Source organism: Methylobacterium sp. OAE515, from assembly GCF_041806315.1.
In the GTDB taxonomy this organism is placed as follows: domain Bacteria; phylum Pseudomonadota; class Alphaproteobacteria; order Rhizobiales; family Beijerinckiaceae; genus Methylobacterium; species Methylobacterium tardum.
This window is the reverse complement of sequence record NZ_JBGMUV010000001.1, coordinates 3,090,483-3,113,340: the sequence shown is the minus strand read 5'-3', so window position 1 is coordinate 3,113,340 and position 22,858 is coordinate 3,090,483. Positions and strand designations below refer to the sequence as shown.

The 22,858-nt window shown below is 68.9% G+C and carries 22 protein-coding genes, 1 tRNA gene and 2 pseudogenes; 12 read left to right on the top strand and 13 right to left on the bottom strand.

The annotated features are described in order from the left end of the window. Window positions 1-66: 66 nt before the first annotated feature. A complete protein-coding gene (locus ABIE45_RS15300) occupies window positions 67-1,260 on the bottom strand; it encodes a flagellin (RefSeq protein WP_192708663.1) in 1,194 nt (397 codons plus the stop codon). 290 nt (window positions 1,261-1,550) lie between these two features. Further along, window positions 1,551-1,919: a hypothetical protein gene (locus ABIE45_RS15295; RefSeq protein ID WP_192708662.1), complete on the bottom strand. Its 369-nt coding sequence runs from the start codon at window positions 1,917-1,919 to the stop codon at window positions 1,551-1,553. A gap of 228 nt (window positions 1,920-2,147) precedes the next feature. Between ABIE45_RS15295 and ABIE45_RS15290 the strand changes: the two genes are divergently transcribed. Both ABIE45_RS15290 and ABIE45_RS15285 read left to right on the top strand, forming a co-directional pair. Next, a complete protein-coding gene (locus ABIE45_RS15290; protein ID WP_192708661.1) occupies window positions 2,148-2,450 on the top strand; it encodes a hypothetical protein in 303 nt (100 codons plus the stop codon). Window positions 2,451-2,761: 311 nt separating this feature from the next. Continuing rightward, window positions 2,762-3,985, top strand: coding sequence for a cytochrome P450 (locus ABIE45_RS15285; RefSeq protein WP_192708660.1), 1,224 nt, complete (start codon window positions 2,762-2,764; stop codon window positions 3,983-3,985). Between the two features lie 950 nt (window positions 3,986-4,935). Here ABIE45_RS15285 and ABIE45_RS15280 read toward each other — a convergent pair. Further along, a tRNA-Leu gene (locus tag ABIE45_RS15280) sits at window positions 4,936-5,020 on the bottom strand. Between the two features lie 67 nt (window positions 5,021-5,087). Next, window positions 5,088-6,500 carry a 3-isopropylmalate dehydratase large subunit gene (gene leuC / locus ABIE45_RS15275; RefSeq protein WP_192708659.1) on the bottom strand — a complete coding sequence of 471 codons (1,413 nt, stop codon included), beginning with the start codon at window positions 6,498-6,500 and terminating at the stop codon, window positions 5,088-5,090. 240 nt (window positions 6,501-6,740) lie between these two features. On the opposite strand from leuC, the gene ABIE45_RS15270 reads away from it, so the two are divergent. Together ABIE45_RS15270 and ABIE45_RS15265 are read left to right on the top strand one after the other, a co-directional pair. Next, on the top strand, window positions 6,741-7,712 hold the full coding sequence (locus tag ABIE45_RS15270; RefSeq protein ID WP_192708658.1) for a 2-hydroxyacid dehydrogenase: 972 nt from the start codon (window positions 6,741-6,743) through the stop codon (window positions 7,710-7,712). Next, the gene (locus ABIE45_RS15265; RefSeq protein WP_192708657.1) at window positions 7,709-8,575 is read left to right on the top strand and encodes an AprI/Inh family metalloprotease inhibitor; all 867 of its coding nucleotides are present in this window, start codon (window positions 7,709-7,711) and stop codon (window positions 8,573-8,575) included. Before ABIE45_RS15270 ends, ABIE45_RS15265 begins: the two co-directional genes overlap by 4 nt. A 3-nt stretch (window positions 8,576-8,578) precedes the next feature. On the opposite strand, the pseudogene ABIE45_RS15260 reads toward ABIE45_RS15265, so the two are convergent. The 4 genes and pseudogenes from ABIE45_RS15260 to ABIE45_RS15245 form a co-directional block, all read right to left on the bottom strand. Further along, window positions 8,579-9,103 (bottom strand): annotated as a pseudogene (locus ABIE45_RS15260) (cytochrome b); the annotation flags it as partial. A 155-nt stretch (window positions 9,104-9,258) separates the two neighbouring features. Further along, a pseudogene (locus ABIE45_RS15255) lies at window positions 9,259-9,844 on the bottom strand (NAD(P)H-dependent oxidoreductase). 163 nt (window positions 9,845-10,007) lie between these two features. After that, a complete protein-coding gene (locus ABIE45_RS15250; RefSeq protein ID WP_192708654.1) occupies window positions 10,008-10,667 on the bottom strand; it encodes a methyltransferase in 660 nt (219 codons plus the stop codon). A gap of 2 nt (window positions 10,668-10,669) precedes the next feature. Next, on the bottom strand, window positions 10,670-11,833 hold the full coding sequence (locus ABIE45_RS15245) for a glycosyltransferase family 4 protein (RefSeq protein ID WP_192708653.1): 1,164 nt from the start codon (window positions 11,831-11,833) through the stop codon (window positions 10,670-10,672). 136 nt (window positions 11,834-11,969) lie between these two features. Here ABIE45_RS15245 and ABIE45_RS15240 point away from each other — a divergent pair, with 136 nt between their 5' ends. Then, window positions 11,970-13,232, top strand: coding sequence for a DNA topoisomerase IB (locus tag ABIE45_RS15240; RefSeq protein ID WP_192708652.1), 1,263 nt, complete (start codon window positions 11,970-11,972; stop codon window positions 13,230-13,232). Between the two features lie 40 nt (window positions 13,233-13,272). Here the strand turns inward: ABIE45_RS15240 and ABIE45_RS15235 are convergent, their stop codons facing one another. Together ABIE45_RS15235 and ABIE45_RS15230 are read right to left on the bottom strand one after the other, a co-directional pair. After that, a complete protein-coding gene (locus ABIE45_RS15235) occupies window positions 13,273-13,962 on the bottom strand; it encodes a response regulator transcription factor (protein ID WP_192708651.1) in 690 nt (229 codons plus the stop codon). Window positions 13,963-14,174: 212 nt separating this feature from the next. Continuing rightward, window positions 14,175-15,071, bottom strand: a complete 897-nt coding sequence (locus tag ABIE45_RS15230) for a diguanylate cyclase (RefSeq protein WP_192708650.1) — start codon at window positions 15,069-15,071, stop codon at window positions 14,175-14,177. A gap of 73 nt (window positions 15,072-15,144) precedes the next feature. Between ABIE45_RS15230 and ABIE45_RS15225 the strand changes: the two genes are divergently transcribed. After that, window positions 15,145-15,501, top strand: a complete 357-nt coding sequence (locus tag ABIE45_RS15225) for a hypothetical protein (RefSeq protein ID WP_192708649.1) — start codon at window positions 15,145-15,147, stop codon at window positions 15,499-15,501. On the opposite strand, the gene ABIE45_RS15220 is transcribed toward ABIE45_RS15225, so the two are convergent. After that, the gene (locus ABIE45_RS15220; protein ID WP_192708648.1) at window positions 15,473-15,850 is read right to left on the bottom strand and encodes a hypothetical protein; all 378 of its coding nucleotides are present in this window, start codon (window positions 15,848-15,850) and stop codon (window positions 15,473-15,475) included. The two genes, ABIE45_RS15225 and ABIE45_RS15220, sit on opposite strands and share 29 nt — an antisense overlap. A 154-nt stretch (window positions 15,851-16,004) precedes the next feature. Continuing rightward, window positions 16,005-16,226, bottom strand: coding sequence for a hypothetical protein (locus ABIE45_RS15215; protein ID WP_373622358.1), 222 nt, complete (start codon window positions 16,224-16,226; stop codon window positions 16,005-16,007). A 249-nt stretch (window positions 16,227-16,475) separates the two neighbouring features. Between ABIE45_RS15215 and ruvB the strand changes: the two genes are divergently transcribed. The 3 genes from ruvB (at window position 16,476) to ybgC (ending at window position 19,188) form a co-directional block, all read left to right on the top strand. Continuing rightward, window positions 16,476-17,531, top strand: coding sequence for a Holliday junction branch migration DNA helicase RuvB (gene ruvB, locus ABIE45_RS15210; RefSeq protein ID WP_192708646.1), 1,056 nt, complete (start codon window positions 16,476-16,478; stop codon window positions 17,529-17,531). Between the two features lie 369 nt (window positions 17,532-17,900). Beyond that, window positions 17,901-18,623 (top strand): DUF4142 domain-containing protein, encoded by a 723-nt coding sequence (locus ABIE45_RS15205; RefSeq protein WP_192708645.1) that lies wholly within the window; start codon window positions 17,901-17,903, stop codon window positions 18,621-18,623. 94 nt (window positions 18,624-18,717) lie between these two features. Then, window positions 18,718-19,188 carry a tol-pal system-associated acyl-CoA thioesterase gene (ybgC, locus tag ABIE45_RS15200; RefSeq protein WP_192708796.1) on the top strand — a complete coding sequence of 157 codons (471 nt, stop codon included), beginning with the start codon at window positions 18,718-18,720 and terminating at the stop codon, window positions 19,186-19,188. Here the strand turns inward: ybgC and ABIE45_RS15195 are convergent. Next, window positions 19,174-19,962, bottom strand: coding sequence for an aldolase/citrate lyase family protein (locus tag ABIE45_RS15195; protein ID WP_192708644.1), 789 nt, complete (start codon window positions 19,960-19,962; stop codon window positions 19,174-19,176). The two genes, ybgC and ABIE45_RS15195, sit on opposite strands and share 15 nt — an antisense overlap. Before the next feature lie 306 nt (window positions 19,963-20,268). Between ABIE45_RS15195 and tolQ the strand changes: the two genes are divergently transcribed. The 3 genes from tolQ to tolA are packed head-to-tail and all read left to right on the top strand — an operon-like array spanning window position 20,269 to window position 22,819. Then, complete coding sequence (gene tolQ / locus ABIE45_RS15190; RefSeq protein WP_192708643.1) at window positions 20,269-20,985, top strand: protein TolQ; 717 nt, start codon at window positions 20,269-20,271, stop codon at window positions 20,983-20,985. A 27-nt stretch (window positions 20,986-21,012) separates the two neighbouring features. After that, window positions 21,013-21,459, top strand: a complete 447-nt coding sequence (locus ABIE45_RS15185) for a biopolymer transporter ExbD (RefSeq protein ID WP_192708642.1) — start codon at window positions 21,013-21,015, stop codon at window positions 21,457-21,459. A gap of 10 nt (window positions 21,460-21,469) precedes the next feature. Continuing rightward, window positions 21,470-22,819, top strand: coding sequence for a cell envelope integrity protein TolA (tolA, locus tag ABIE45_RS15180; protein ID WP_192708641.1), 1,350 nt, complete (start codon window positions 21,470-21,472; stop codon window positions 22,817-22,819). The last annotated feature ends 39 nt before the right edge of the window (window positions 22,820-22,858 follow it).

Below are 22,858 nucleotides of genomic sequence, written 5' to 3'. Positions count from 1 at the left end.
CGAGGCCCTACAGCGCAAAACGGCCGGGGCGATGCCCCGGCCATTGTCGTTGTCGGCGAGCCGCTCTTAGCGGAGCAGCTGCAGGATGCCCTGCTGCGCCTGGTTGGCCAGCGACAGGGCCGAGATGCCCAGCGATTGCCGGGTCGACAGCGCCTGCGAGTTGGCCGCCTCCTGGTTGAGATCGGCCGCGGTGAGGTTGGACGAGCCGGTATCCAGGATGTTGATCAGGTTCTTGCTGAAGTCCTGACGGTTCTGCACCACCGAGAGGTTCGAACCGAAGGTCGAGGCATCGGTGCGCAGCTGGCTGGAGGCAGAGGTCAAGCTGTCCAGGGTCGTGTTGATGTCATCGTTCAGCAGGAAGAAGCCCTGTCCGGCCGTCGTCGTGCCGGCCGACTTGTTGCCGATGGCATTCAGCTTGAGACCGGCCGAGGTCTCGTCGGTCGCGGTGACCTGCAGGTTCGAGTTGCCCTTCGGATTGAAGTTGATCGTCAAATCGTTGTTGTCGCCCTTGCCTCTGATCAGGTTCGTGCCGTTGAAGCTCGCGTCACTGGCCAGCTGATCGATCTGGGTCAACAGGCTGTTGTACTGCGCGGCAAGCGTTGCGCGGGCCGACACGCCCGACACCGTCAGATCCGTGCTCTGGCTGGCGGCGGTCGTGGTGTCATAGGTCACGCCGGACGCGTTCGTCCCGCCCTTGAAGCCGAGCGCCGTCTGATCGGTCGAGGTCTTGAACTCCACGTCGGCCGACGCGTTCATGACGATCTTGGTGCCATCCGTGCTCTTCGAGAAGCTGCCGGCACCGACAGCCGAATTGAGAGAGCTGATCGCGTCGTCGATCGTTCCGGTCGAGGTGAGCGCGGCGGTCGTCGCGACGCCGTTGACGAACAGGTTCAGGGTGGTGTCGGCCGCCGGGGCCGAATACTTCGTCGACGCAGTACCGGTGGTGGTGATCTGCGTCGACAGCGCCTGGTTGGCGACCGACTTCGCCTGATCGACCAGCTTCTGGATCGACGTGATGCCCTGGTTGGCCGCCTGGATCGCCTGGATGCCGTTGGAGATGCCATCGAGCAGGTTCCCCAGGTCGCCGGAGCGCTGGCTCAGCGACTGGGAGGTGAAGAAGCTGACCGGGTTGTCGAGGGCGGAGGAGACCTTCAGGCCGGTGGAGAGCCGGTTCTGGGTAGTCGCGGTCAGCGCCGCCGTATCCTGCAAGGAGAGCAGGTTCTGGCGGGTCGCGGCGGTCAGGGTGACGCTGGAACTCATCTGCTACGCATCCATCGTTGCGTGTTCACAGCTATTTCGCACGCCAAAGTAAATAACATCTTATCCGGCGGATAATCCGCAAACGGCGGTGGTCGAGTGAACAAGGGTTATCGGATTATGTAGTCCTGCCTGCATCCTGTTGCCCCCACTCGCGGAGGCCTGAACTATCAGGCTCCAGGATGTCGGCGCACGCGCCTCGGCGGCCATCCTGCTGAGATCTGCGATGCTCTCGTGCGCACGAAAAAGCCCGCGCCGGCGGACCGGGCGGGCAGACGCAACGCTGGGACGGCTCAGCGCTTGCGATGCTGGGAAGCCACAGGCAGCTGCGAGAAGACCTCCTCGCACATCGTGCCCAGGCTGCTTCTCATGAGGTTTCTCGCCCAAATCCGGCGGCCGTTGTCCATCAGCTCGATCGCTTTCGGCTCCGGTGTCTCTTTTGCGCAGGCTTTCATCACCTTCATGAAGGGGTATTCCATCTTGCGACCGCACGACTTCGCCGCTTGAAGGAATATCCCGTAGTTCTCGAAATTTTTACCGCAGTTGTCATCCGAGCGTGCGGCCGAGATAGAGCCACACATGATCAGCATCGCAAGATATGACCGAAGAAGCACTTGTGAAATCCGTGCAAGCGGGATTTGCGAGCAGGCGTCCAGACGCAAGAAGGCCTGCCAGAGCAGGGTTGTGACGGGCGCTTGCTCGCCCGAGAGACGTTGGTCCCATCCAAACAGTTCCGAGCGCCTGCAACGAAAAAGCCCTGCCGGCGGTGCCGGTGGGGCTGAAGGAAACCGTGAGCGGAACAGCCGAGCCCGGCAAGCGGCGGGCCAGTCAGCAGGGCGGCACCCAAGCGGTGCCCTTGTCGGATACCGGGACTCAGCTATCCTGCCGACATGCGCGCAGCCCTCGCAAGTCTTGCTCTCATCGTCGCTGCCGGTGCGGCAGGCGCGCAGCAGCACCTGCCGACTGTTCCGGAGTTGCTGACCGCGGAGCTGAAAGCCGCGCAGGCCTGTGAGGGCTCCGGAGATCCCGCCATCATCCGTGAGCAGTGCCGCCTCCGCGATCGGCTCAGCGGCCGCTTGGCCCAGGCTGGTTACTGCTGGGGGCGTAAAGGGCAGACCGACGAGAAGAAGGAGTGGCACGCCTGCCAGCCGGACTCGATCTATGAGGACGATATCGAGGCCGTGCAGCGCTGACGAGAAAGCCCGCCTGGCCGAAACGCGCCGGCGAAACGCCCGCTTGTCCCGGCTTCGAATCCCCGCACCGACTGCCGCGCAGAGGCCGAGCAGCCGCGTCCCTGAACTCGGACCGCGGCACATCAGGGCCCGCGCCGGCGGACCAGCCGGGCGAAGGTTGCGTACGATGTTGGAGGCCCGAGCTCCTGATCCGATCGCAATCAGCGTCGTTGGCCGAGTTACTACGCCTGTAGCGTGATGCGGTCAGAGAGAAACAGCCATGTAACGCGGTCTGCCCAGTGTCGAGCTTGGTCAACCTGGAGCGGCTCAGCATGGACGACTCTTCCACGCCGGATGCTACGGACATCCGCCTCGACGCGCGTGACTCTGCCTTCCGCCAAGACCCGCACCCTATCCTCGACGACCTGCGCGCACGCTGCCCGGTTCATCAGGACTGCGTGCTCGATCGCGTCGTGCTCACCCGCGCCGACGTCGTCGCCGCAGTCTTGGCTGACCGCACTCTGTCCAGCGACCCCTTCAAGGGACGGCCCACCACCTACGGTCGAGCCGGCCTGACCGATGCCGACCGCCCGGACCTCCCGCTGCCCTTTCTCGACGATCCGGACCACGCCCGGCTGCGCCGGCTCGTCGTCCAGGCTTTCAGCGTCCGCGCCGTCGAGGCACTGCGTCCGCGCATTGAAGCGATCGCCGCGACTTTGCTCGACCGCATCGACTCCACGTGCCCCTTCGATCTCATCGCCGACTATGCCGTGCCGCTGCCGACCCTTGTCATCGCCATCATGCTCGGTATCGACGATGCCGAAGTCGAGCAGTTCAAGGCGTGGTCGGACGCCGTCTTGATCGGGTACGCGCCGGGGCGGACCGAGGCGGAGGTGCGCGATCGAAACGCCGCAAACGACGGGCTGAATGATTGCATCCGGCGTGCGATCGTCGAGCGTCGGCGTGAGCCCCGCGATGATCTCATCGGCGCCCTGACGACGGCCGGGGCGCGGGGCGAGCGGCTGAGCGATGTCGAGATCCTCAACACCTGCCGCACGCTGCTCGTCGCCGGCAACGTCACGACCACCGATCTGATCGGCAACGGCACCGTCGCGCTATTGCGGCATCCCGAACAAGCGGCGCGGCTGCGCGCCGACCCCGGGCTGTGGCCGGCCGCCGTCGAGGAGATGCTGCGCTACGACCCGCCGGTTGTGAGTTGGAATCGGCAGTGCATCGATGATCGCCTCATCGATGGTTGTCCGGTCGAAGCGGGCCAAACGGTGACGGTAATGCTGTTGGCGGCCAACCATGACCCGGCCCTGCACGCCGCGCCGCATGACTTCGACATCGGGCGGGACCGCCAGAAGCACCACAGCTTTGGCGGTGGCGCGCATTTCTGCCTGGGAGCTTCGCTGGCCCGCCTGGAAGCCCAGGTCGCGCTCTCGGCGCTGTTCGATGGCTTTCCGCAGTTGCGGCTGGCACCGGGGCACGACCTGCAACGTAAGGCAATACCCCGCTTCGGCGGCTACGACGCCGTGTGGCTGACAGCGGCGTGAAAATGAGAAAAGCCCCGCGCGGCGGTGCCGGCGGGGCTTCGGAAGGCAGTCTGGTCTATAAGGACACGCTACCCGGTTCTCGGCCGGTGCCTCAGCGGCTGCTACCGCTGCCAGCGCTGCCGCTCGGCACCGCCCGGGAGGGCTGGCTCGCGTTGCCGCCAGCAGCCGAGTTCGTCGTTGCGGTTTCAGCCCCAGTCGCGCCGCGGGAGATGACCACGTCGCGATCGTTGCCGGTCGTGTTGGGCTGAGACTGGATTACAGCTCCGCCTGATTGTGGGGAGGCGCCTGGGGCCACAGGTTGGGCAAAGGCCATTCCTGGAGCCAACAAGACGAGCGAAGCAATAAAAGCGGTGGATGTGACGCGCATTGAGCATCCTTTCAGCTGCAGCTCCTTAGGTAACTCAGCGCCAGATCGAAGTTTCCGGATGAACATAATGTATGCTTCAATACACGTGATGGGCGCCATGTTTTTTCGCACGGCCCAACAGCAAATTTAATCCCTACAGAGGCCACCCGATCGGCTGATAGGCGCGATCATCCTATGCAGCCTCTCTGCGTTGTGGTCGGATCCCTGGATCGACCACGTTCAGGCGGACAGTCGCACACGAAAAAACCGCCTCGGCCGGTGCCGGGCGGTTTGCGGTGGTCTCGCTGAGAAAAAACGAGGTCCGGTCTGAGCGGGTGACGTTCGGGGAGGTCTGCCGCGCGACGGGATGCCCGGGCTCGGAGCAAGGCCGGCGCGCGCCGGGCGGCCGAGGACGGGGCGACGGAGGCGCAGCTCAACGCGCTGTTCGGCTGGGCTGACGGTCGCCGCGAGATTGCAACCTTTACGCGGACCGCGAACCGGACCGGCCCGCAAGGCGCGGAGAAGTACAGCACCGGTTCCCAGGATCCCGCACCCCAGAAAAGATAAAGCCCGCCAACAACTTGGCGGGCTCACATCCGTTAGTTGGTGCCCAGGAAAGGACTCGAACCTTCACCTCTCGCGAGACTGGTACCTGAAACCAGCGCGTCTACCAATTCCGCCACCTGGGCTTGCCGTCGGCCATCGGCCGGCGACGGCTCCGTTTAGGCAACGGAGCCGTCGCCGTCAATCGCGATTTCAGCCCTGCGGCCACTCTCGGATGTCGACGAAGCGCCCGGTCACCGCCGCAGCCGCCGCCATCGCGGGAGACACGAGGTGCGTCCGCCCACGCGGACCCTGTCGGCCCTCGAAGTTGCGGTTCGACGTCGAGGCGCAGCGCTCGCCCGGGCGCAGCTTGTCCGGGTTCATGCCAAGGCACATCGAGCAGCCCGGCTCGCGCCAGTCGAAGCCCGCCGCCTTCAGGATCTTGTCGAGGCCCTCGGCCTCGGCTTGCGCCTTCACGAGGCCGGAACCCGGCACGATCATCGCCGAGACGCCCTCGTGCACCTTGCGGTCGCCGACCACCCGCGCGACCTCGCGCAGATCTTCGATCCGGCCGTTCGTGCAGGAGCCGATGAAGATCCGGTCCAGAGTGATGTCGGTGATCCGGGTGCCCGGCGTCAGGCCCATATAGGCCAGCGCCTTCTCCTTCGACTGCCGCTTGTTCTCGTCGGCGATCTCGGCCGGATCCGGCACGCGGCCCTGCACCGAGATCACGTCCTCGGGGCTGGTGCCCCAGCTGACGATCGGCGGCAGGTTGGCGGCGTCGAGGCGCACCTCCCGGTCGAAGAAGGCGCCCTCGTCCGTGACGAGGCTTTCCCAGTAGCGGCGCGCCGCGTCGAAGGCGGCGCCCTTGGGGGCTTTCGGCCGGTCCTTCACGTACGCGAAGGTCGTCGCGTCGGGGGCCACCATGCCGGCGCGGGCGCCGCCCTCGATCGACATGTTGCAGATCGTCATCCGGCCCTCCATCGAGAGCGCGCGGATCGCGTCGCCGGCATACTCGATCACGTGGCCGGTGCCGCCGGCGGTGCCGATCTCGCCGATGATCGCAAGAATGATGTCCTTCGCGGTCACGCCCGCCGGCAGCGTGCCGTCGACGGTGACGCGCATGTTCCTGGCCTTGCGCTGCACCAGCGTCTGGGTGGCGAGCACGTGCTCGACCTCCGAGGTGCCGATGCCGTGTGCCAGCGCCCCGAAGGCGCCGTGCGTCGAGGTGTGGGAATCGCCGCACACGATCGTCTGCCCGGGCAGCGTGAAGCCCTGCTCGGGTCCGATGATGTGGACGATGCCCTGGCGCCGGTCGAGGGCATCGTAGAACTCGATGCCGAAGTCGCGCACGTTCTCGGCCAGCGCCTCGAGCTGGGTGCGGCTCTCGGGGTCGTCGATGCCCTTCGTGCGGTCGGAGGTCTGGACGTTATGGTCCACCACCGCGAGCGTCTTCTCCGGATGGCGCACCTTGCGGCCGGCCGTGCGCAGCCCCTCGAACGCCTGCGGGCTCGTCACTTCGTGAACGAGGTGACGATCGATGTAGAGGAGGCTGGAGCCGTCCGGCTGGACATCGACGACGTGGTCGTCCCAAATCTTGTCGTAGAGAGTGCGCGGGCTGGTCATCGGTTTTCGTCTTCGGAGATGGGGCGGTGCAGAGCTCTCGCGATGGTGCGTCATCCTTAGTAGGCATCGCGCGCGGATTTCGAAAGAGGCCAGCCCTGCCCCGGTCGGATGGCCGCCCGGCGTCGGCGCGCGGATGTCACCGTCGACGGGCTGTCCCGCTGGCGCCGCACCCCGCGCAGGCCCTATGCGGGAACGGGGGAACCGGCCGCCTCGCTGAGCGGCCGAACACGGGAGTGAGCGATGCCTGATGCGCCGGCCGAGATCCTGTTGCTGCGGAAGATGCACCCGCTGGTGGAGGCGGCTTTCGAGGGGCGGCATACGGTCCACCGGCTCGCGGGCGCCGCGGATCCGGAGGCCGTGCTGGCCGAGATCGGCCCGCGGATCCGCGCGCTCTGCGTCGGCGGGCAGGTCGGCGTGGATGCGGCGCTGATGGACCGGCTCCCGAACCTGGAACTCATCGCCAATTTCGGTGTCGGCTACGATGCCGTGGACGCGGTCGAAGCCCACCGGCGCGGCATCACCGTCACCAACACGCCGGACGTGCTCACCGACGAGGTCGCCGATCTCGCTGTCGGGCTTGTGCTCGCGACCTTGCGGCGGATCCCTCAGGCGGATCGCTACCTGCGTGCCGGACACTGGCCCAAGGCGCCGTTCCCGCTCACGGCCTCCCTGCGCGGGCGACGCATCGGCATCCTCGGTCTCGGCCGGATCGGGCGGGCGATCGCCCGACGCCTCGAGAGCTTCGGCGTGGAGATCGACTACCACGGCCGCAGCCGGCAGGCGGACGTGCCCTTCACCTATCACGACAGCCTGCTCGGCCTCGCCCGCGCCGTCCATATCCTGATCGTGGTGGCGCCCGGGGGCGCCGACACGCGCAACCTCGTGGACGCGGCCGTGCTGGAAGCGCTCGGCCCCGAAGGCATCCTGATCAACGTTGCCCGAGGCACGCTGGTCGACGAGGCGGCGCTGACCGCCGCGCTGAAAGCGGGCACGATCCTGGGTGCCGGTCTCGACGTGTTCGAGAACGAGCCGCACGTGCCGGAGGATCTCGCCGCCCTCGACAACACGGTGCTGCTGCCGCATGTCGGCTCCGCCTCGGAGCATACCCGTGCCGCGATGGCGCAACTTGTCGTCGACAACGTTATCTCGTGGTTCGAGGGGCGCGGCCCGCTGACGCCCGTCGCAGAGACGCCCTGGAGACCGAAAACGTGAGATCGGCACAGGCCGCCCTGCTGGCCAGCTTGGTTCTGATCCCCTGGCCGGCGGCGGCGCAGGATGCGCCCGACCCGGCCCCTGGGGCCGCTGCCCCGGCCACCGACATGCTCGCGGCCCCGCCCGTCGCAGCCTCCGCCCCGCCGAGCCTGCCCGAGAAGCTCGGCGAGGTTCCCGGGACCTGGGACCTGTCCCGCGACGGCACCAATCGCCGCTGCGTGATGACGTTGCTGCTCGAGAGCGGCGAAGCCGGGCGGAAGGTGAACTTCCCGGCGGGGTGCCGACGCGCCCTGCCGGTGATCGCCGGCGTCGCCGGATGGCTGTTCGTCGATGGCGCCGTGCGTCTCGTCGACCGCAACGTCCGGCCGATCCTGGACTTCGCCAAGCGGCCGGACCAGCGCAGCCTGGTCGCACAGGCGGAGAGCGGCGAGCATTACAGCCTTGTCCCGCTGGACATCGTGGCGATGCGGCCTGCCGAGGCGGCGGGCGGAGCGGGCACCCCGGCCGAACCGGCACCGAAGCCGTCCACGCTGCAGGCCGCGACGCCGGTCCCGGCCGCGTTGCAGCCGGCCGCGGTCGCCACGCCGGGTCCGGCGCCGGGGGTCTACGCCCTGGACCGCTTCCAGGAGCGCGATACCTGCCGGATCACCATCGACCGCGCCGGCGGCGGCGTGAAGATCGTCCCCGGCTGCCACGACGGCGGGCTGGAGGTGTTCGATCCGGTGCGCTGGCGCTACGCCAACGGCCGCATGACGCTGACCGCCAAGCGCGGCCACAGCATCGACCTCGTGCCGAGCGGCGACGGGCGCTGGCGGCGCGACCCGGAGGTCGGCACCACCTTCGTCCTACGCCGCGTCGATTGACGCCTAGCGCGCGGCGCCGCGGCCGTCCTGAACCGGGAGCATCCGCTCCAGAAGGCCGTCGCGGCGGATGACGAGGTGCCAGACGGTACCGGCGACGTGCAGCACCACCAGGGCATACACGAACCACTGCCCCGCGACATGGATCGACTCGGCCACCTTCTGGGCCGCGTCGTCCTTCGGCAGGCCCGGCACCGTGAACAGCCAGAAATACGGCGTGTCGCGGCCGGACAGCGCGCTCAGCAGGTAGCCGCTGACCGGCATGATCAGGAAGATCGCGTAGAGCAGCCAGTGGTTGATGCGGCCGATCAGCGTCAGGAGGCGCGGCGCCTGCGGGTCCGGCGGCGCCGGCCGGATCATGCGCCAGACGATCCGCAGGACCACGATCGCCAGGATCGTCAGGCCGACCGATTTGTGCAGGACGAAGGCGCTGCCCTTGGCCGGCGACGGAGGCAGGCTGATCGCCACCCAGGCCAGCGGCAGGATGGCGAGCACCAGGGCTGCGGTCAGCCAGTGCAGCGCCTGCGCGACGGGATTGTAGCGCGGCAGCCCGGAGGCCGTGACGTAGGTGGCTGGGAGCGGCGCCGCCTTGCCGGCCGTGATCGGAGAACCTGACATGATCCCTCGCGCGTGAGCGTGGTCCGGTTCCGCATCTAGGGCCGGCGGCGAGGCGGGGGAGTATCGCGTCAGCGGGACGCGTCGGCCTCCGCGGTCCGCGCGACGGTGATCAGGGCGGCAAGCTCCGCCGCCGCGGCGTTCAGCCCGGGCCGCGACCCCCTGATCCACGATGCGGCCGTCCAGAATGTCGTCGGACCCCGCGTAGACCGACGTCGGCGCGATGTGGGCCGCGAAGAAGCCGAACAGCGGCCGCAGCCCGTGCTCGACCACGAGGGCATGGCGCAGACCGCCGCCCGTGGCGGTGAGCGCCACGGGCATGCCGGCCATCCGGACGGGATCGACGAAGTCGAACACGTGCTTGAACAGGCCCGCATAGCCGCCCTGGTACACCGGCGTCCCGACGATAAGCGCATCCGCCCCCTCGATCGCCTCGATCATCTGTGCCGCCGGCGCGGACAGATCGTCGCGCTGCGTCGCCCCGAGGCCGGGCCCGGCATCGAGCAGGTCGTAGACCGTCATATCGATCGGACGCAGGCGGCCGAGTTCGGTCCCGAGCGCCTCGACCAAGACGCGGGTGCGCGAGGGCCGCTTGGCGCTCCCCGAGAAGGCAACGACGCGGGCAACACTGGGCTTGACGCTCGACTCGATACTCACCGGGAACCTTTCCGCCGCAGGACACCCCGATGCGGGACTGCGCACACATCCGGCGCGTGCAACGGACGCGCCTCGGGCCACGTGACGGTAGCGCATTACCCCTCCGGATGAACACTCGACGCATCCGCGCGCCACCGCCATTTCGTTGCAGAACGACGAAGCCTCACGGCCGCAGCCTCCAGACGTGGCTGCGCTTGATCTCGGAATCTTCCAGGGATCGCGAGACGGGCACCGCGTAGGTCGCCAGGCATTCGAGCCGGTCCCGCGGCAGGTACGTCCGGCCCGGATCGCCGATCAGAACCGTGGTGCCCTTCGCCTGGAGGCCGGTGAGCCATCCTGTCACGGCTTCGGCGAGGTCGCGCTCGTAGAAGACATCGGCCGCCAGGACGAGATCGACCCCCGGGTCCGTCTCGAGGAGATTACCGGACACGGCCGCGATGCGGTCTGCGACGGCGTTGGCGGCGGCGTTCAGACGGATCGCCGCCACGGCGAACGGGTCCAGGTCGCTGGCGATGACATGCCGCGCACCGGCACGCGCCGCGGCGATCGCCACCAGGCCGGAACCCGAGGCGAAATCCACCACGCGCGCGCCCGCCGCGACATCGGGATGATCCAGGACATAGCGGGCGAGGGCTTGTCCGCCCGCCCAGGCGAAGGCCCAGAACGGCGGCGGCAGGCCGATCGTCTGCAGCTCGTCCTCGGTCCGCTGCCACAACGCGGTCGCCTCGTCGGCCACGTGGAGCCGGATCTCGGGGGCGTGGGGCACGGGCAGCAGGCGGGTGTTGGCGCGGATGAAGCCGGTCGGATCGTCGGGCGCGTGCATGATCAGGCGCCCAGCAGGTCGCGCCAGACGGCGCGAACGCTGTCGGTCACCGCGGCCTCGGTGAAGCCGCCGGCCTCGATCCGCGACCGCGCCGCCACGCCCAGATCGGCGACAAGGCGGGCGTCGCCGCTCAGCCGCACGAGGACACGCGCCAGGGCGGGCCCGTCGTCCGGCGGGACGAGCAGACCCTCGACACCGTCGCGCACGAGGCTGCGGCAGCCCGGGACGTCCGACGCGACCAGGGCCCGGCCGCAGGAGGCGGCCTCCAGCAACGTCCGCGGCAGGCCCTCGCCGCCCCGGGAGGGAAGGCACGCGACGTGGTGATGGGCCCAGACCGAGGCGACATCGGCCGTCGGTCCGTGCCACGCGACGCCGTCGCGGCTCCAGTCCCGCAGCGTTGCCTCAACGATCGCGCGCCGGTTCGACGGATCCGGTGCGCCGAAGAGGGCGAGCTCGACCGGCGCGCCCTGCGCGCGGGCGAGGCGGACCGCCTCCACGGCCACGTCCACGCCCTTCGACCACAGCATGCGGGCCACGACGGCCACCCGCAACGGCGGCATTGCCGGCAGCGGTTGGGGCACGAAGTCCGCCGGATCGACTCCGGCGCCGCCGATCACCGTGACCGATTGGTCGAGCGGATCGAGCCCGAGGGCGCGGGCATCGTCCGGGTTCTCGAACAGGAAGCGGGTGCGCGTCGAGGCCAGCGGGCCCCGGATCAGCGTCCGCAGGCCGAGCCGGGCCGCCCGCCCGATCCGGTCCTGCCGGGCACCCACAAGGCCCAGCCCGGTCAGCGCGTAGACCCGGGCCGGGATCCCTGCCATGGCGGCGGCCGTGCCGCCGACCAAGATGCCGCGCAGGGCGATGCAGTGGACGAGGTCGGCCCGGAGCGCCTTCAGGATCGCGGCGAGCTGACCGGCCGCGTAGCCGGCGGCCATGGGGTTGAGGCTCGCCCGTTCCGCCTCCAGGGGCACCACCTGCGCGCCGGTCGCCTCGATGGCGGCGCGGTGCGCCCGGACCCGGGTGACCACCGCCACCGCCAGACCCATGGCCACGGCGGCCCGCGCCATTGGCAGGAAGTGCGAGGCGAAGAACCAGTCCTCGGTCACGACGAAGACGAGGCGCCGCATCGGGGCCGGCAGGTTTTCGGAGGCGGATTCAGAGGCCATGGCGTTCCTCTAGCACGGCCCCGCGGCGCGTCCTGCGGCGGATGCGCAGGCCCGGAACGGCCGGCCCACGCTGCCGGTTGACCAAGGCCTTCTCGCGGGGCGTGCAGCCCGGCGGCGTAATCGGGAGGGGCAGGCGATGGCGGATGTCGGGACGGTCGAGAGCGGCGGAGACCTGCGCGCGGCGGCGGAGGAGGCCGGGCTGGTCTATGTCGACGACAGCCGCCCGGGCCTGACACGCAAGCGCAGCGGCACCGGCTTCCGCTACCTTGATGCGAAGGGCGCACCGGTTCGGGACGCGAAGGTCCTGGCCCGCATCCGGTCCCTCGCGGTGCCGCCGGCCTATACGGATGTCTGGATCTGCCCGCGCAGCAACGGCCACATCCAGGCGACCGGCCGGGACGCCAAGGGCCGGAAGCAGTACCGCTACCATCCGGATTTCCGGCAGGCGCGGGAGGCCAACAAGTTCTCGCGCATCATGGCCTTCGCGAACGCCCTGCCCGACATCCGTCGGCGGGTCGATGCCGACATGAAGCGGCCGGGACTCTCGCGCGAGAAGGTGCTGGCCACGGTGGTCCACCTCCTCGAGACGACGCTGATCCGCGTCGGCAACGACGACTACGCGCGCACCAACAAGAGCTACGGGCTCACCACCCTGCGCGATCCCCATGTCCGGATCGAGGGTGCGGCCCTGTCGTTCCGCTTCAAGGGCAAGAGCGGCAAGACCTGGGACGTCTCGCTCAAGGACCGGCGCGTCGCCCGCATCGTGAAGGCCTGCCAGGACCTCCCCGGTCAGGAGCTGTTCCAGTACCTCGACGCGGACGGCACCCAGCGCGACGTGACCTCGTCGGACGTCAATGCGTACCTGCGCGAGATCACCGGCGAGGACTTCACCGCCAAGGATTTCCGGACCTGGGCCGGCACGGTCCTGGCCGCTCTGGCCCTGCGCGAGTTCGAGAGCTTCGACAGCGAGGCTGGCGCCAAGCGCAATCTCAGGGCCGCGATCGAGAGCGTCGCCAGCCGCCTCGGCAACACGCCGACGATCTGCCGCAAATGCTACATCCATCCTCAGGTTCTCGATTGCTACCTGGAGGGCGGGCTGCTCCTTCAGGTGAAGGACGCGGTCGAGTCGGAGTTGAGTGAGGATCTATCGAGCCTTCGACCCGAGGAGGCCGCAGTTCTCGGGCTGCTCCAGTCGCGGCTGGCCGCGGCCGAGGACGACGTCCGAGCGGGGCAGCTGGTCAAGCCCGCGGCGACGCAGGGCCCGAACGCGAAGACATCGCGCGGCAAGCCCGCCGCCAAGGCGGCAGCGAAGAGAGCGGGTGCCGCCCGCACTCCGTCGACCGCGAAGGAGAAGCCGCGATCGCGCGCTCAGGGAAGACCGCAGGCCGGCGCCGCCTGACGCTGTCCTGCACCCCCGACGAGCCCGCGCGCTGTCCCCATCAGTGCCGGAACGAATTGTCGTTGCTCGACGCGGGCCCGCTGGTCGTGCCGCGCCGGGCCTGCTCGCCGCTGTCCACCACCGGCGCAAGGCCGAGCTGACGCGCGAGAGAGACCAAGTCCTTCAGCCGCCCGGTCTGGGTCTTGCGGCGCAGGTTGAGGCGGTGGGTTTCCACCGTCCGGACGCTGAGAGCCAGGCGCCGTGCGACCTCCTTGTTGCTGAAGCCGGAGCTGAGGAAACGCAGCACCTCGGCCTCACGCGGTGTCAGCCCAAGGCTGTCGCCGGGACCGGTCGGCATGGGCAGGGGCTGCTCCGGCGGCACCAGACACTCGGAGCCCTCCGCGAGCGCGAGCAGCGCGGCACCGAGGTCCCGCGGCGACTTCGAGCGGGCGACGAAGGCATCGGCACCCGCAGCCAGGAGGGCGCGCAGGTCGTCGGCGGTGAGGGCGCCGAACGCCACCAGCGTGCGCAGGTTCGGCTGGCGCTCCTTCAGGCCGACGAGGCGTGCGATCCCATCGGCCAGCCGGATCTCATCCAGGAAGATCAGCGCGACCGCGCTCCCGGCATCGGCCTGTTCCAGGTCTGCCTCGCCGATCGTGTGAAATTCCGGCATGTGCTCCAGAGTGGCGCGAACAGTCGCGCTCAGGTCCTGCGGCTCATCCAGGATTAGGACGCCAACGGCCGTACTCATGACCTCGCACCTTTCTCTCCCGACATGGTACAGGTGGCCGGGATCGAAGGCCAAGTTCCAAGAACCGTTCCAGTCAAAACGGGCGAATATTAAGCTTTATATTGGCAGAATCGATGCACGTTCGCCGCACCTCGGCGAACCCCTGCCCCGATCTGGGGCAGGTATCGGGATGTGCTGATCCGGCTGTGCCGATCTGGGGCATTCGGGCTGTTTCAACTGGCGACCGCCACGCCGTCATGACCCTGATACGGGAGCACCTGATTGCGGCCGCCGCTCTTGGCCGCATAAAGCGCGACGTCGGCACGCTTGATCAGGGCCTCGACGCTGTCGCCGTCGACCCAGCTGCTGACACCGAAGCTGCAGGTCAGCCGGATCGGGCCCTTGCTGCCCGGGATGTGGAGCGCCTGAACGCCCACACGCAGGCTTTCGGCGCGCGCGAGAGCCAGGGAGAGACCGCATCCTGGCAGGATGACGGCAAATTCCTCGCCGCCGAGTCGGCCGGCGATGCCGGCCCCGGAGATCAGATCGGCCACGGCCTTGATGGCGACATCGCCGACATCGTGCCCGTGCTCGTCGTTGATCCGCTTGAAGTGATCGATATCGAGCAGAATGGCCGAAACGCCCCCGGAGCGCCGGCTCTGCTCGGCAGCTTTGCGCGCCCGGTTGAAGAAGGCACGCCGGTTGTAGGAACCAGTCAGCGGATCCGTCTCCGCCAGACGGATCAGCTCCTCCTGCATCGTGGTCAGGCGCTCGGCCGCCCGCAGCCGCGCGTTCAGCTCCTCGGCGCTGGGCGGCTTCTCGATGAAATCGTCGGCGCCACTGTCGAGCGCCTCGGCCAGGCTGCGGACGTTGCGCGCCGACGACATGGTGATGACGTGCAGGGGGCCGCGCCCCTCGGCGAGCAGGCGCGCCGACCAGCAGAGCTCGAGCCCGCAGAGCGGCCGAACCTCAAGGCTGGTGATCAGGACCCGGACCGCCGGCGTCGCGGCGAGGAAGTCCAAGGCCTGCGCGGAATCCGTGAAGGCGTGCACGTCGTGGCCCCGCGGCTCGATCAGCGAGGCGATGATCTGAAGCACGACACGGCTCGAGTCGACGATGACGATCTGCATGGCGTGACCCGGGATTGATATCCACGGTGTAAGCCGGAAGACTTAACCCACCCCAAACGGGCTGGATTTCAGGATGAGCGCGGCCATAACCACTCCCGATCAGCGCTATATCGTTGTCCGTGATCGACTTTGGCGGCGGACAGATCCCAACTTGTCTCCGGAAGAGCGGCAGGCGTTGATCGGACGGCTGATGGTAGCACGCCGGGCCGTGAAGGCGGCCAAGCAGGCCGAGCGCGACAACGATGCCGGCGCGGCGGAGGCGTTGACCGCCGCCCGCGCCGAGGTTGACGCCGCCAAGGTCGCGCTGGGCGAGCGCGGGCCGGTCTGGTGGCAGGACGGTGCGCCGGATCTCAACCGACGCATGGTCCGCACCACTCCCTATGCGGCGTGGTACGCCGCGCTCAGCGCCGGGGAACCTGAACCGAGATGATCTGAGGGCCGGAGGGCCGACCGCCAGCGGTCTCGCGCCCGCGATGACGCGCGGTCGACTCGCCGGCATTGATGACCGTCAGGGTCGGCTGCGCGGCCGGAGGCGCCGCGATGCCCGTCACCGTCGGGATCCCGTACGTGCCGTAGCTCCACGGCGCGGGAACGATCTGGGTCGGGCGCGGCACGCGCGTCAGGGGGGCGCCGATATAGGTCCCGCGCACGAAGTTGCCGGCGAAGCCGTCCTCGCCGGCATAGGCCGGACCATAGGCATCGACACTGCGGAAGCCCTGGGCCGAAGCCGGCGCGGCGAGGAGCAGGGCGAGAAGTGCGAGGGTCGTCCGGGGCGCCATGGCGTCGGCTCCGATGCGCGTCGGCGCGATCGGGTCGCGCGGGATGCTGGGGCGGGCTGTTGGGGAACGAACCGGACCACCGGCCGTTCCGGCGCTCCAGCCGCGGAGAGTGCGTAACGCTCACTCCATACCCTGCGGATTGCCGCGGCCGATCTCAGCGGCAGGTGGTGATCCGCCGGACGACCCAGCCCTCGCCCTCGATCCAGAGGCGGCGGCGTGCCCGGCTGCAGATCGCGTCATCGTCCCGCTCCACCACGGCAGCGGGATGAACCTGGGCGCCGGCTTCCGCGACTTTCGTCTCGGCCGGGGCTGTCGCGGCCTGGGCGGCGAGATTGGCCAGGAGGAGAACGGCGCCGGACGCGCCAGCTACGGACATACGGATCATCATGGCGGGAAAAGCGCTCTGCGGCCGTGCTTGGGGGATCGTTCCTTGAATGCACGGGCGCCCAAATCGGTTTCATCGACCGCGACGGTTGGTGCGTCGCGGCACGTCCGCCCGAGCACCGCTTAGATTTCCGCGCGTTCGCGGGTAAGGAGGAACAAAACCGGATACGACGGCTGCCGGAAGCCCCTGCACCGCGCCACGAACGGGTGCGGCAAGGTCCGGTCCAACACGCAAGGGTTCATGAGCAAGCCGAAGCCCCCGACCAACGCCCTCCTGACGCCGGAGAAGCGCACCGAGGACGTCGATCAGACGATCCGCCCGCTGAGCCTGTCCGAGTTCATCGGCCAGCGGGCGGCGCGGGCGAACATGCAGATCTTCATCGAGGCGGCGAAGAAGACGGGCCAAGCGCTCGACCACGTGCTGTTCGTCGGCCCGCCGGGCCTGGGCAAGACCACGCTGGCCCAGATCGTGGCGCGCGAGCTCGGGGTGAACTTCCGCTCGACGTCGGGTCCGGTGATCGCCAAGGCCGGGGATCTGGCCGCGCAGCTGACCAACCTCGACGAGCGCGACGTGCTGTTCATCGACGAGATCCACCGGCTCAACCCGGCAGTCGAGGAGATCCTCTACCCGGCCATGGAGGATTACCAGCTCGACCTGATCATCGGCGAGGGCCCGGCGGCGCGCTCGGTCAAGATCGAGCTGCCCAAGTTCACGCTGGTGGGCGCCACGACGCGGGCGGGCCTGCTGACCACGCCGCTGCGCGACCGGTTCGGGATCCCGATCCGGCTGGAGTTCTACGAGATCGACGAGCTGGAGCAGATCGTGGCGCGCGGCGCGCGGGTGCTGGGCCTAGGGATGTCGGCGGAGGGCGCCAACGAGATCGCCCGGCGGGCGCGGGGCACGCCGCGGATCGCGGGGCGGCTGCTGCGGCGGGTGCGGGACTTCGCGGTGGTGGCGGAGGCCGAGACGGTGACGCGGGCGATCGCCGACCGGGCCTTGCAGCTGCTCGACGTGGACGGGGCGGGTCTCGACGTGATGGACCGCAAGTACCTGAGCCTGATCGCGCGCTCGTTCGGGGGCGGACCTGTGGGCATCGAGACGATCGGAGCGGCGTTGTCGGAGCCGCGCGATGCGATCGAGGACATCATCGAGCCCTACCTGATCCAGCGCGGCTTCGTGCAGCGCACCCCCCGCGGCCGCATCCTCACCAGACACGCCTACCGCCATCTCGGCCTCGCCGTGCCGAAACGTGACCCAGGCGGGCAACTCGGGCTGCTCGAAGACAACGAAGACTGACGGGCGAGAAACGCCGGACCCATGCGCCGCGATCAGTCCTGCGTTTCGCGCGTTTCATAATGCGACAGCTGGATTTCACTGCGCTCTTCCGCGAGCTTTTTGCTGTGCGTCGGATGTAACTGACTGCAACGACGCCTGTTTCCGACATGGATCCGAGATAATATTGCCAAGCTTGTGGTGGTCTTCGGGCAAGATCCGTCGGCGGAAAACTGCAATGTTTCATGGAACAGCATGAAGATGCGCCAGTTGTGGAGGCGACCGCGCCACGTTCGTTTGGCGCAGGTGAGGCTGCCGTCATCGAGGCCCTGCCCCTCGGCTCTCGGCTGGTCTTAGCATTCCCAAGAACAACGTCAGGGATAAACTTCCGCCATGAAGAAGATGACGCTCGCCGTTCTCGGCCTCTCGGCCGTGTTCTCTGCGCCGGCTTTCGCGCAGGACGCTCTGCCGATCCGCGTGTCGCCGTTCGCCAACCAGGACGGTGTCGGCGCCGCCGCGACCGAAACACCGGCCTTCCGCGCAGAGGCTTTGCGCTCGGACGCCGCCAGCATCGAGGCGAGCCGCATCGCTCTGCAGCGGTCGCGCAACCCGCACGTCCGCAACTACGCCAACCGCGTCTTGGTCGAGCGCAAGGCCACCACCGACGCGCTGCTGCCGCCGAACACCTCCCTGTCGCGCAACGGCTCGGTGATCTCGGATAACCAGGGCATCCGGACCGATCTGAGCAACCCGGTCGGGCTCGTGCTCGCCCCGGTGACGATCGCGGCCAACATCGGCACCGGCATCGTCGGCGGCGCTCTGGGTGCGGTCGGCATCGTCGACAACAGCCCGGCCGAGCCGGGTCGCCGTGTGGCCCTCGGCGAGCGCGGTCAGGCGCGCCTTGCGCAGCTTCAGTCCGCCCCGCGGGGCCGCGCTTTCGACCGGACCTACATCGACCAGCAGGCTCGGTCCGATGCCCGGACCCTGGCGCTGTACGATTCCTACGCGAAGTCGGGTGACAACGCGCAGGGCCGCCGCTTCGCCACCGAAGCCCTGCCCTACATCGCCGACGAGCACGCCCACTCGGCGAGCCTCGCGGCCCGCATCGGCGGCTGATCAGCGCGCCTTTCAGATGACGTGAACGCGAGGGCTGCCTTTGGGCGGCCCTCGTCGTGTTGCGCCTGTGCCCGGCGCGCCGCTAAGGGAATGCATGATTGCAGCAGAGCCCGCGAACGACGATCCGGCCCAAGAAGGAGGCTCGCCGCATCGGCTTCCTGTGCGCGTCTATTACGAGGACACCGACTTCTCGGGCTTCGTCTATCACGCGAGCTATCTCAGGTTCCTTGAGCGGGGGCGCACGGAACTGCTTCGCGACCTCGCCGGTGACCAGTCGGAACTCCACCGCGAGGCGCGCGGCCTCGTCTTCGTGGTGCGTCGGATGAGCCTGGATTTCGTCCGTCCGGCCCGGATGGACGACCTGCTGACGATCCTCACCCGCACGCGCGTCCTGCGCGGCGCCTCGATGCAACTGGCCCAGGAGGTTCGGCGCGGCGGCGAAATACTGGTCGCGGCGGAGGTCACGGTCGCCTGCGTGCGCGACGGCCGCGCGGTCCGCCTGCCGGATGGATTGCGGCAGCGGTTCGCGACCGTTTCGGCCGATCGGCCGTCAGCCGACCCGTGACGGATCGGCCTCGCGCAGCACCCGGGCGAAGGCGTTGACGATCGTCATCGCATCGTACTCGACCGAGACGAGCTGGTAGCCCATTCCGACCATCTCCCGCGCCCGCGCCGGCGACGGCGCGAAGGCACACGGGATCTTCCCCGCCGCACGCGTCTTGCGCGCGATCTCGGCGAGGGCGCTGCTGACTGCGGCGCCGAGCGGATCGAAGGCCGTGCCCTTTGAGAGCGCGATCGACAGGTCGGCGGGACCGACCAGCACGCCGTCGATGCCCGGCACGGCCAGGATCGCCTGGAGATCCGCGATCGCCCCCTCGGTCTCGCACATGGCGATCGTCAGGGCGCGCCCATTGGCCTCCGCGAGATACGCGGAGCTGTCCCGGAGACCCGACAACCACATGGCGCGGTCCGGGCCCCAGCTCCGCTGGCCGACCGGCGGGAACTTCGCGGAGGCGGCCAGCGCCTCGGCGTCGGCCACCGTGTTGATCATCGGGGCGACGATCCCGGCGGCACCCGCGTCGAGCATGCGGGAGACCATGGCGAAGTCGCCCACCGGGACGCGCACCAGGGTCGATTTTCCGGCGAGGGCGACCTCGGTGATCGCGGCGCAGCAGGATCGGTAATCGTAGCTCCCGTGCTGCTGGTCCAGGAGCACCGCGTCGAAGCCGGCCCGCGCCAGGGCACCGGCCACCAGCGGATCCGCGATCATCGACCAGCCCAGGAACCGCGCCGGTCCGGTGGGCAGCAATTCGGGCAGACTGGGAACGGGAAGGGTCATGCGGTCCTGCGTGTTTCAGGGCTCGCGACTCGGTGCCGCTGGCCGGGACCTTAGCGGACGCGGTTTCGACGGGTCCAGCCCGCTGCCCCGGTTCGAACAGCGGGACGCCTCAGGATCGCCGGGATCGAAACCGATCCTTAACCCTGTCGCGCCCTTAACGGAGGCGGTGCGGCGGCGGGGCGCCGAGGGCAGAGTCGGCCCTTACTTTCGACAGATTCGCGGGCGACAGCGTTGAAATCGCTCACGTATCCGGCGGACGCGGGCCTCGCCCGGCGCATCGCGATCCGGAGCAGGAGACCTCGACGGATGAACCCAGCCGACGCGATGCAGGCCGCGCCTGTCGCCGACATGACGCTGCTCGGTCTGTTCCTGCAGGCCCACTTCGTCGTGAAGATCGTGATGGTCGGGCTGCTCAGCGCCTCGATTTGGTGCTGGTCGATCATCGTCGACAAGACCCTGCTGTTCCGCCGGACCAAGGCCGAGATGGACGCGTTCGAGGACGCGTTCTGGTCCGGCCGCTCCCTGGAGGAGCTGTTCCGCTCGTTCAACGACCGGCCGGCCACGGGGCTCGCCGCGGTGTTCGTCGCCGCGATGCGGGAGTGGAAGCGCTCGTTTGAAGGCTCGGGCCGTCAGATCCAGTCCCTGTCGCAGCGCATCGAGAAGCAGCTCGACGTCACCATTCACCGCGAGGTCGAGCGTCTGGAATCGCGCCTCCTGTTCCTCGCGTCGATCGGCTCGGCCGGCCCGTATATCGGCCTGTTCGGCACGGTCTGGGGCATCATGACCGCGTTCACCTCGATCGCCGCCTCGAAGAACACCTCGCTGGCGGTCGTCGCCCCCGGCATCGCCGAGGCTTTGTTCGCCACCGCCATTGGCCTGTTCGCGGCGATCCCGGCGGTGCTTGCCTACAACAAGCTCCAGGCCGAGGTGACCAAGGCGCAGTCGCGCCTGGAGGGCTTCGCCGACGAGTTCTCCGCCATCCTCTCCCGCCAGATCGACGAGCGGCTGCCGCTCGCCGCCTGAACCGGCAGATCCAGAGGAGACCGATCCATGGGCATGGCAGCGGGCGCATCGCAGGGCGGAAAGCGCCGCCGGCGCCGGGGCCGCCGCGGCGGTCCGATCAACGAGATCAACATGACGCCGTTCATCGACGTCGTGCTGGTGCTCCTGATCATCTTCATGGTCGCGGCGCCGATGATGACCGTGGGCGTGCCGCTCGACCTGCCGCAGTCGAAGGCCTCGCCGCTCAATTCCGACGTGAAGCCGATCACCCTGTCGATCCGGCAGACCGGGCAGGTCTTCCTCGGCGAGGACGAGCTCACCGACGAGGCGATCATCCCCAAGCTCAACGAGACCGCCAAGACCGGGACCGAGGAGCGCGTGTTCGTGCGCGGCGACAAGCGGGTCGATTACGGCCGCGTGGCGCAGGTGATGGCGATCGTGACCGGCGGCGGCTTCAAGAAGGTCGCCCTCGTGACCGAGCCTGAGCATCAGTAGGGCGTTTGCCGTGGAGTTCCGCTTCGACCGCAAGGAACCGGGTGTCTGGATCTCCGCCGGCACCCATGTCGCGCTCCTGGCGCTGGCGATGTTCAGCGTCGCCGCTCCGGCCCTGCCGGAGGCCCAGGAGGGCGTGCCCGTCGAGGTGATCACCGAGAACCAGTTCTCCGAGATCACCAAGGGCGAGCGGCAGGCCGACAAGCCGATGCCGAACGCCACCTCGCGCGCCGATCGCAAGGCGGAGAAATTCGAGGATCGCGAGCCCGAGAATTCCAAGACCGACGCGCCCACCGCCCCAACCCGCACTGCCGAGATGAAGCTCGCCAACGCGGAGGAGATGCCGCTGCGCGCCGAGCCGGACCCGCAGGAGGTGGCGCAGGCCGCCAAGGCGGCTCAGGAGAAGCGCGACGCCGAGAAGGCGGCTGAAAAGGCTGCCGAGAAAGCCGCCAAAGCTGCGGCGGAGAAGGCGGCTGCCGAAAAGGCTGCGGCCGCCAAGGCAGAGGCGAAAGCGAAGGCTGAGGCTGTCGCGAAGGCCGAGGCTGAGAAGCGCGAGCAGCTGGAGAAGCTGATCGAGAAGCAGGAAGCCGAAGCCGAACTGGCCGCTCAGAAGGCCGCGGCCGCCAAGGCGAAGGCCGAGGCCGCCGCCAAGGCCGAGGCGGCCAAGGAAGCCGCCAAGAAGGCGGCCGACGCGAAGGTGAAGGCCGAGGCGGAAGCCGAGCGCCAGAAGGAGATCGCCGAGGCGAAGGCCGAAGCCGAGCGCGAGAAGGCGGAAGCCGCCGCGAAGGCCAAGACGGAGACCGCCAAGGCCGAAGCGGCTGCGAAGGCGGAAGCCGCCGCGAAGGCGAAGGCCAAGGCGATGGCGGACGCGAAGGCCAAGGCCGACGCGGAGGCTAAGGCGCGCAAGCAGGCCGAGCTCGCCAACAAGTTCAACGCGGGCGACATCCGCTCGATGCTCGCCTCGAAGGCGCCGTCGCAATCGACTGGTGCCACCGGGCAGGCGGTGCAGAAGGTGGCGGCCCTGGGCGCGGCGACCGGCAATGCCCAGCGCCTGTCGCCGTCGCTGCGCGACGCCCTGGTCGGCCTGCTCCAGCAGCAGATCGAGCGCTGCTACTCGGCGCCCCCCGGCGCGGCCCAGGGCGTGGTCCTGCCGGTGCTCGACATCCGCCTGAACCCGAACGGCTCGCTCAGCACCGAGCCGCGGATCATGCGCGGTGGGGCGAGCGCGGTGGATCAGTCGATCGCGCAGGCCGCGCTCCGGGCGGTTCGCCGCTGTGCGCCGTACAACATTCCGGCCACCTATGCGCCGTACTACAATGACTGGAAGGCCATCAACGCGGAGTTCGAGTTCACGGCGACCTGAGGTCTTCCAGCCGATGTCCCGCCGTCCCCGCGTCCCCGT

Bases quoted from the DNA above. Each gene is read 5' to 3' on its own strand.
- ABIE45_RS15290 (WP_192708661.1), top strand. From the start codon at position 2,148: ATGCGCGCAGCCCTCGCAAGTCTTGCTCTCATCGTCGCTGCCGGTGCG.
- ABIE45_RS15235 (WP_192708651.1), bottom strand. From the start codon at position 13,962: ATGAGTACGGCCGTTGGCGTCCTAATCCTGGATGAGCCGCAGGACCTG.
- ABIE45_RS15195 (WP_192708644.1), bottom strand. From the start codon at position 19,962: ATGACCCTTCCCGTTCCCAGTCTGCCCGAATTGCTGCCCACCGGACCG.
- ABIE45_RS15205 (WP_192708645.1), top strand. From the start codon at position 17,901: ATGAAGAAGATGACGCTCGCCGTTCTCGGCCTCTCGGCCGTGTTCTCT.
- ABIE45_RS15245 (WP_192708653.1), bottom strand. From the start codon at position 11,833: ATGGCCTCTGAATCCGCCTCCGAAAACCTGCCGGCCCCGATGCGGCGC.
- ABIE45_RS15285 (WP_192708660.1), top strand. From the start codon at position 2,762: ATGGACGACTCTTCCACGCCGGATGCTACGGACATCCGCCTCGACGCG.
- ABIE45_RS15225 (WP_192708649.1), top strand. From the start codon at position 15,145: ATGAGCGCGGCCATAACCACTCCCGATCAGCGCTATATCGTTGTCCGT.
- ABIE45_RS15300 (WP_192708663.1), bottom strand. From the start codon at position 1,260: ATGAGTTCCAGCGTCACCCTGACCGCCGCGACCCGCCAGAACCTGCTC.
- ABIE45_RS15230 (WP_192708650.1), bottom strand. From the start codon at position 15,071: ATGCAGATCGTCATCGTCGACTCGAGCCGTGTCGTGCTTCAGATCATC.
- ybgC (WP_192708796.1), top strand. From the start codon at position 18,718: ATGATTGCAGCAGAGCCCGCGAACGACGATCCGGCCCAAGAAGGAGGC.
- ABIE45_RS15215 (WP_373622358.1), bottom strand. From the start codon at position 16,226: ATGTCCGTAGCTGGCGCGTCCGGCGCCGTTCTCCTCCTGGCCAATCTC.
- ABIE45_RS15240 (WP_192708652.1), top strand. From the start codon at position 11,970: ATGGCGGATGTCGGGACGGTCGAGAGCGGCGGAGACCTGCGCGCGGCG.
- ABIE45_RS15250 (WP_192708654.1), bottom strand. From the start codon at position 10,667: ATGCACGCGCCCGACGATCCGACCGGCTTCATCCGCGCCAACACCCGC.
- ABIE45_RS15220 (WP_192708648.1), bottom strand. From the start codon at position 15,850: ATGGCGCCCCGGACGACCCTCGCACTTCTCGCCCTGCTCCTCGCCGCG.
- ruvB (WP_192708646.1), top strand. From the start codon at position 16,476: ATGAGCAAGCCGAAGCCCCCGACCAACGCCCTCCTGACGCCGGAGAAG.
- tolQ (WP_192708643.1), top strand. From the start codon at position 20,269: ATGAACCCAGCCGACGCGATGCAGGCCGCGCCTGTCGCCGACATGACG.
- leuC (WP_192708659.1), bottom strand. From the start codon at position 6,500: ATGACCAGCCCGCGCACTCTCTACGACAAGATTTGGGACGACCACGTC.
- ABIE45_RS15185 (WP_192708642.1), top strand. From the start codon at position 21,013: ATGGGCATGGCAGCGGGCGCATCGCAGGGCGGAAAGCGCCGCCGGCGC.
- ABIE45_RS15270 (WP_192708658.1), top strand. From the start codon at position 6,741: ATGCCTGATGCGCCGGCCGAGATCCTGTTGCTGCGGAAGATGCACCCG.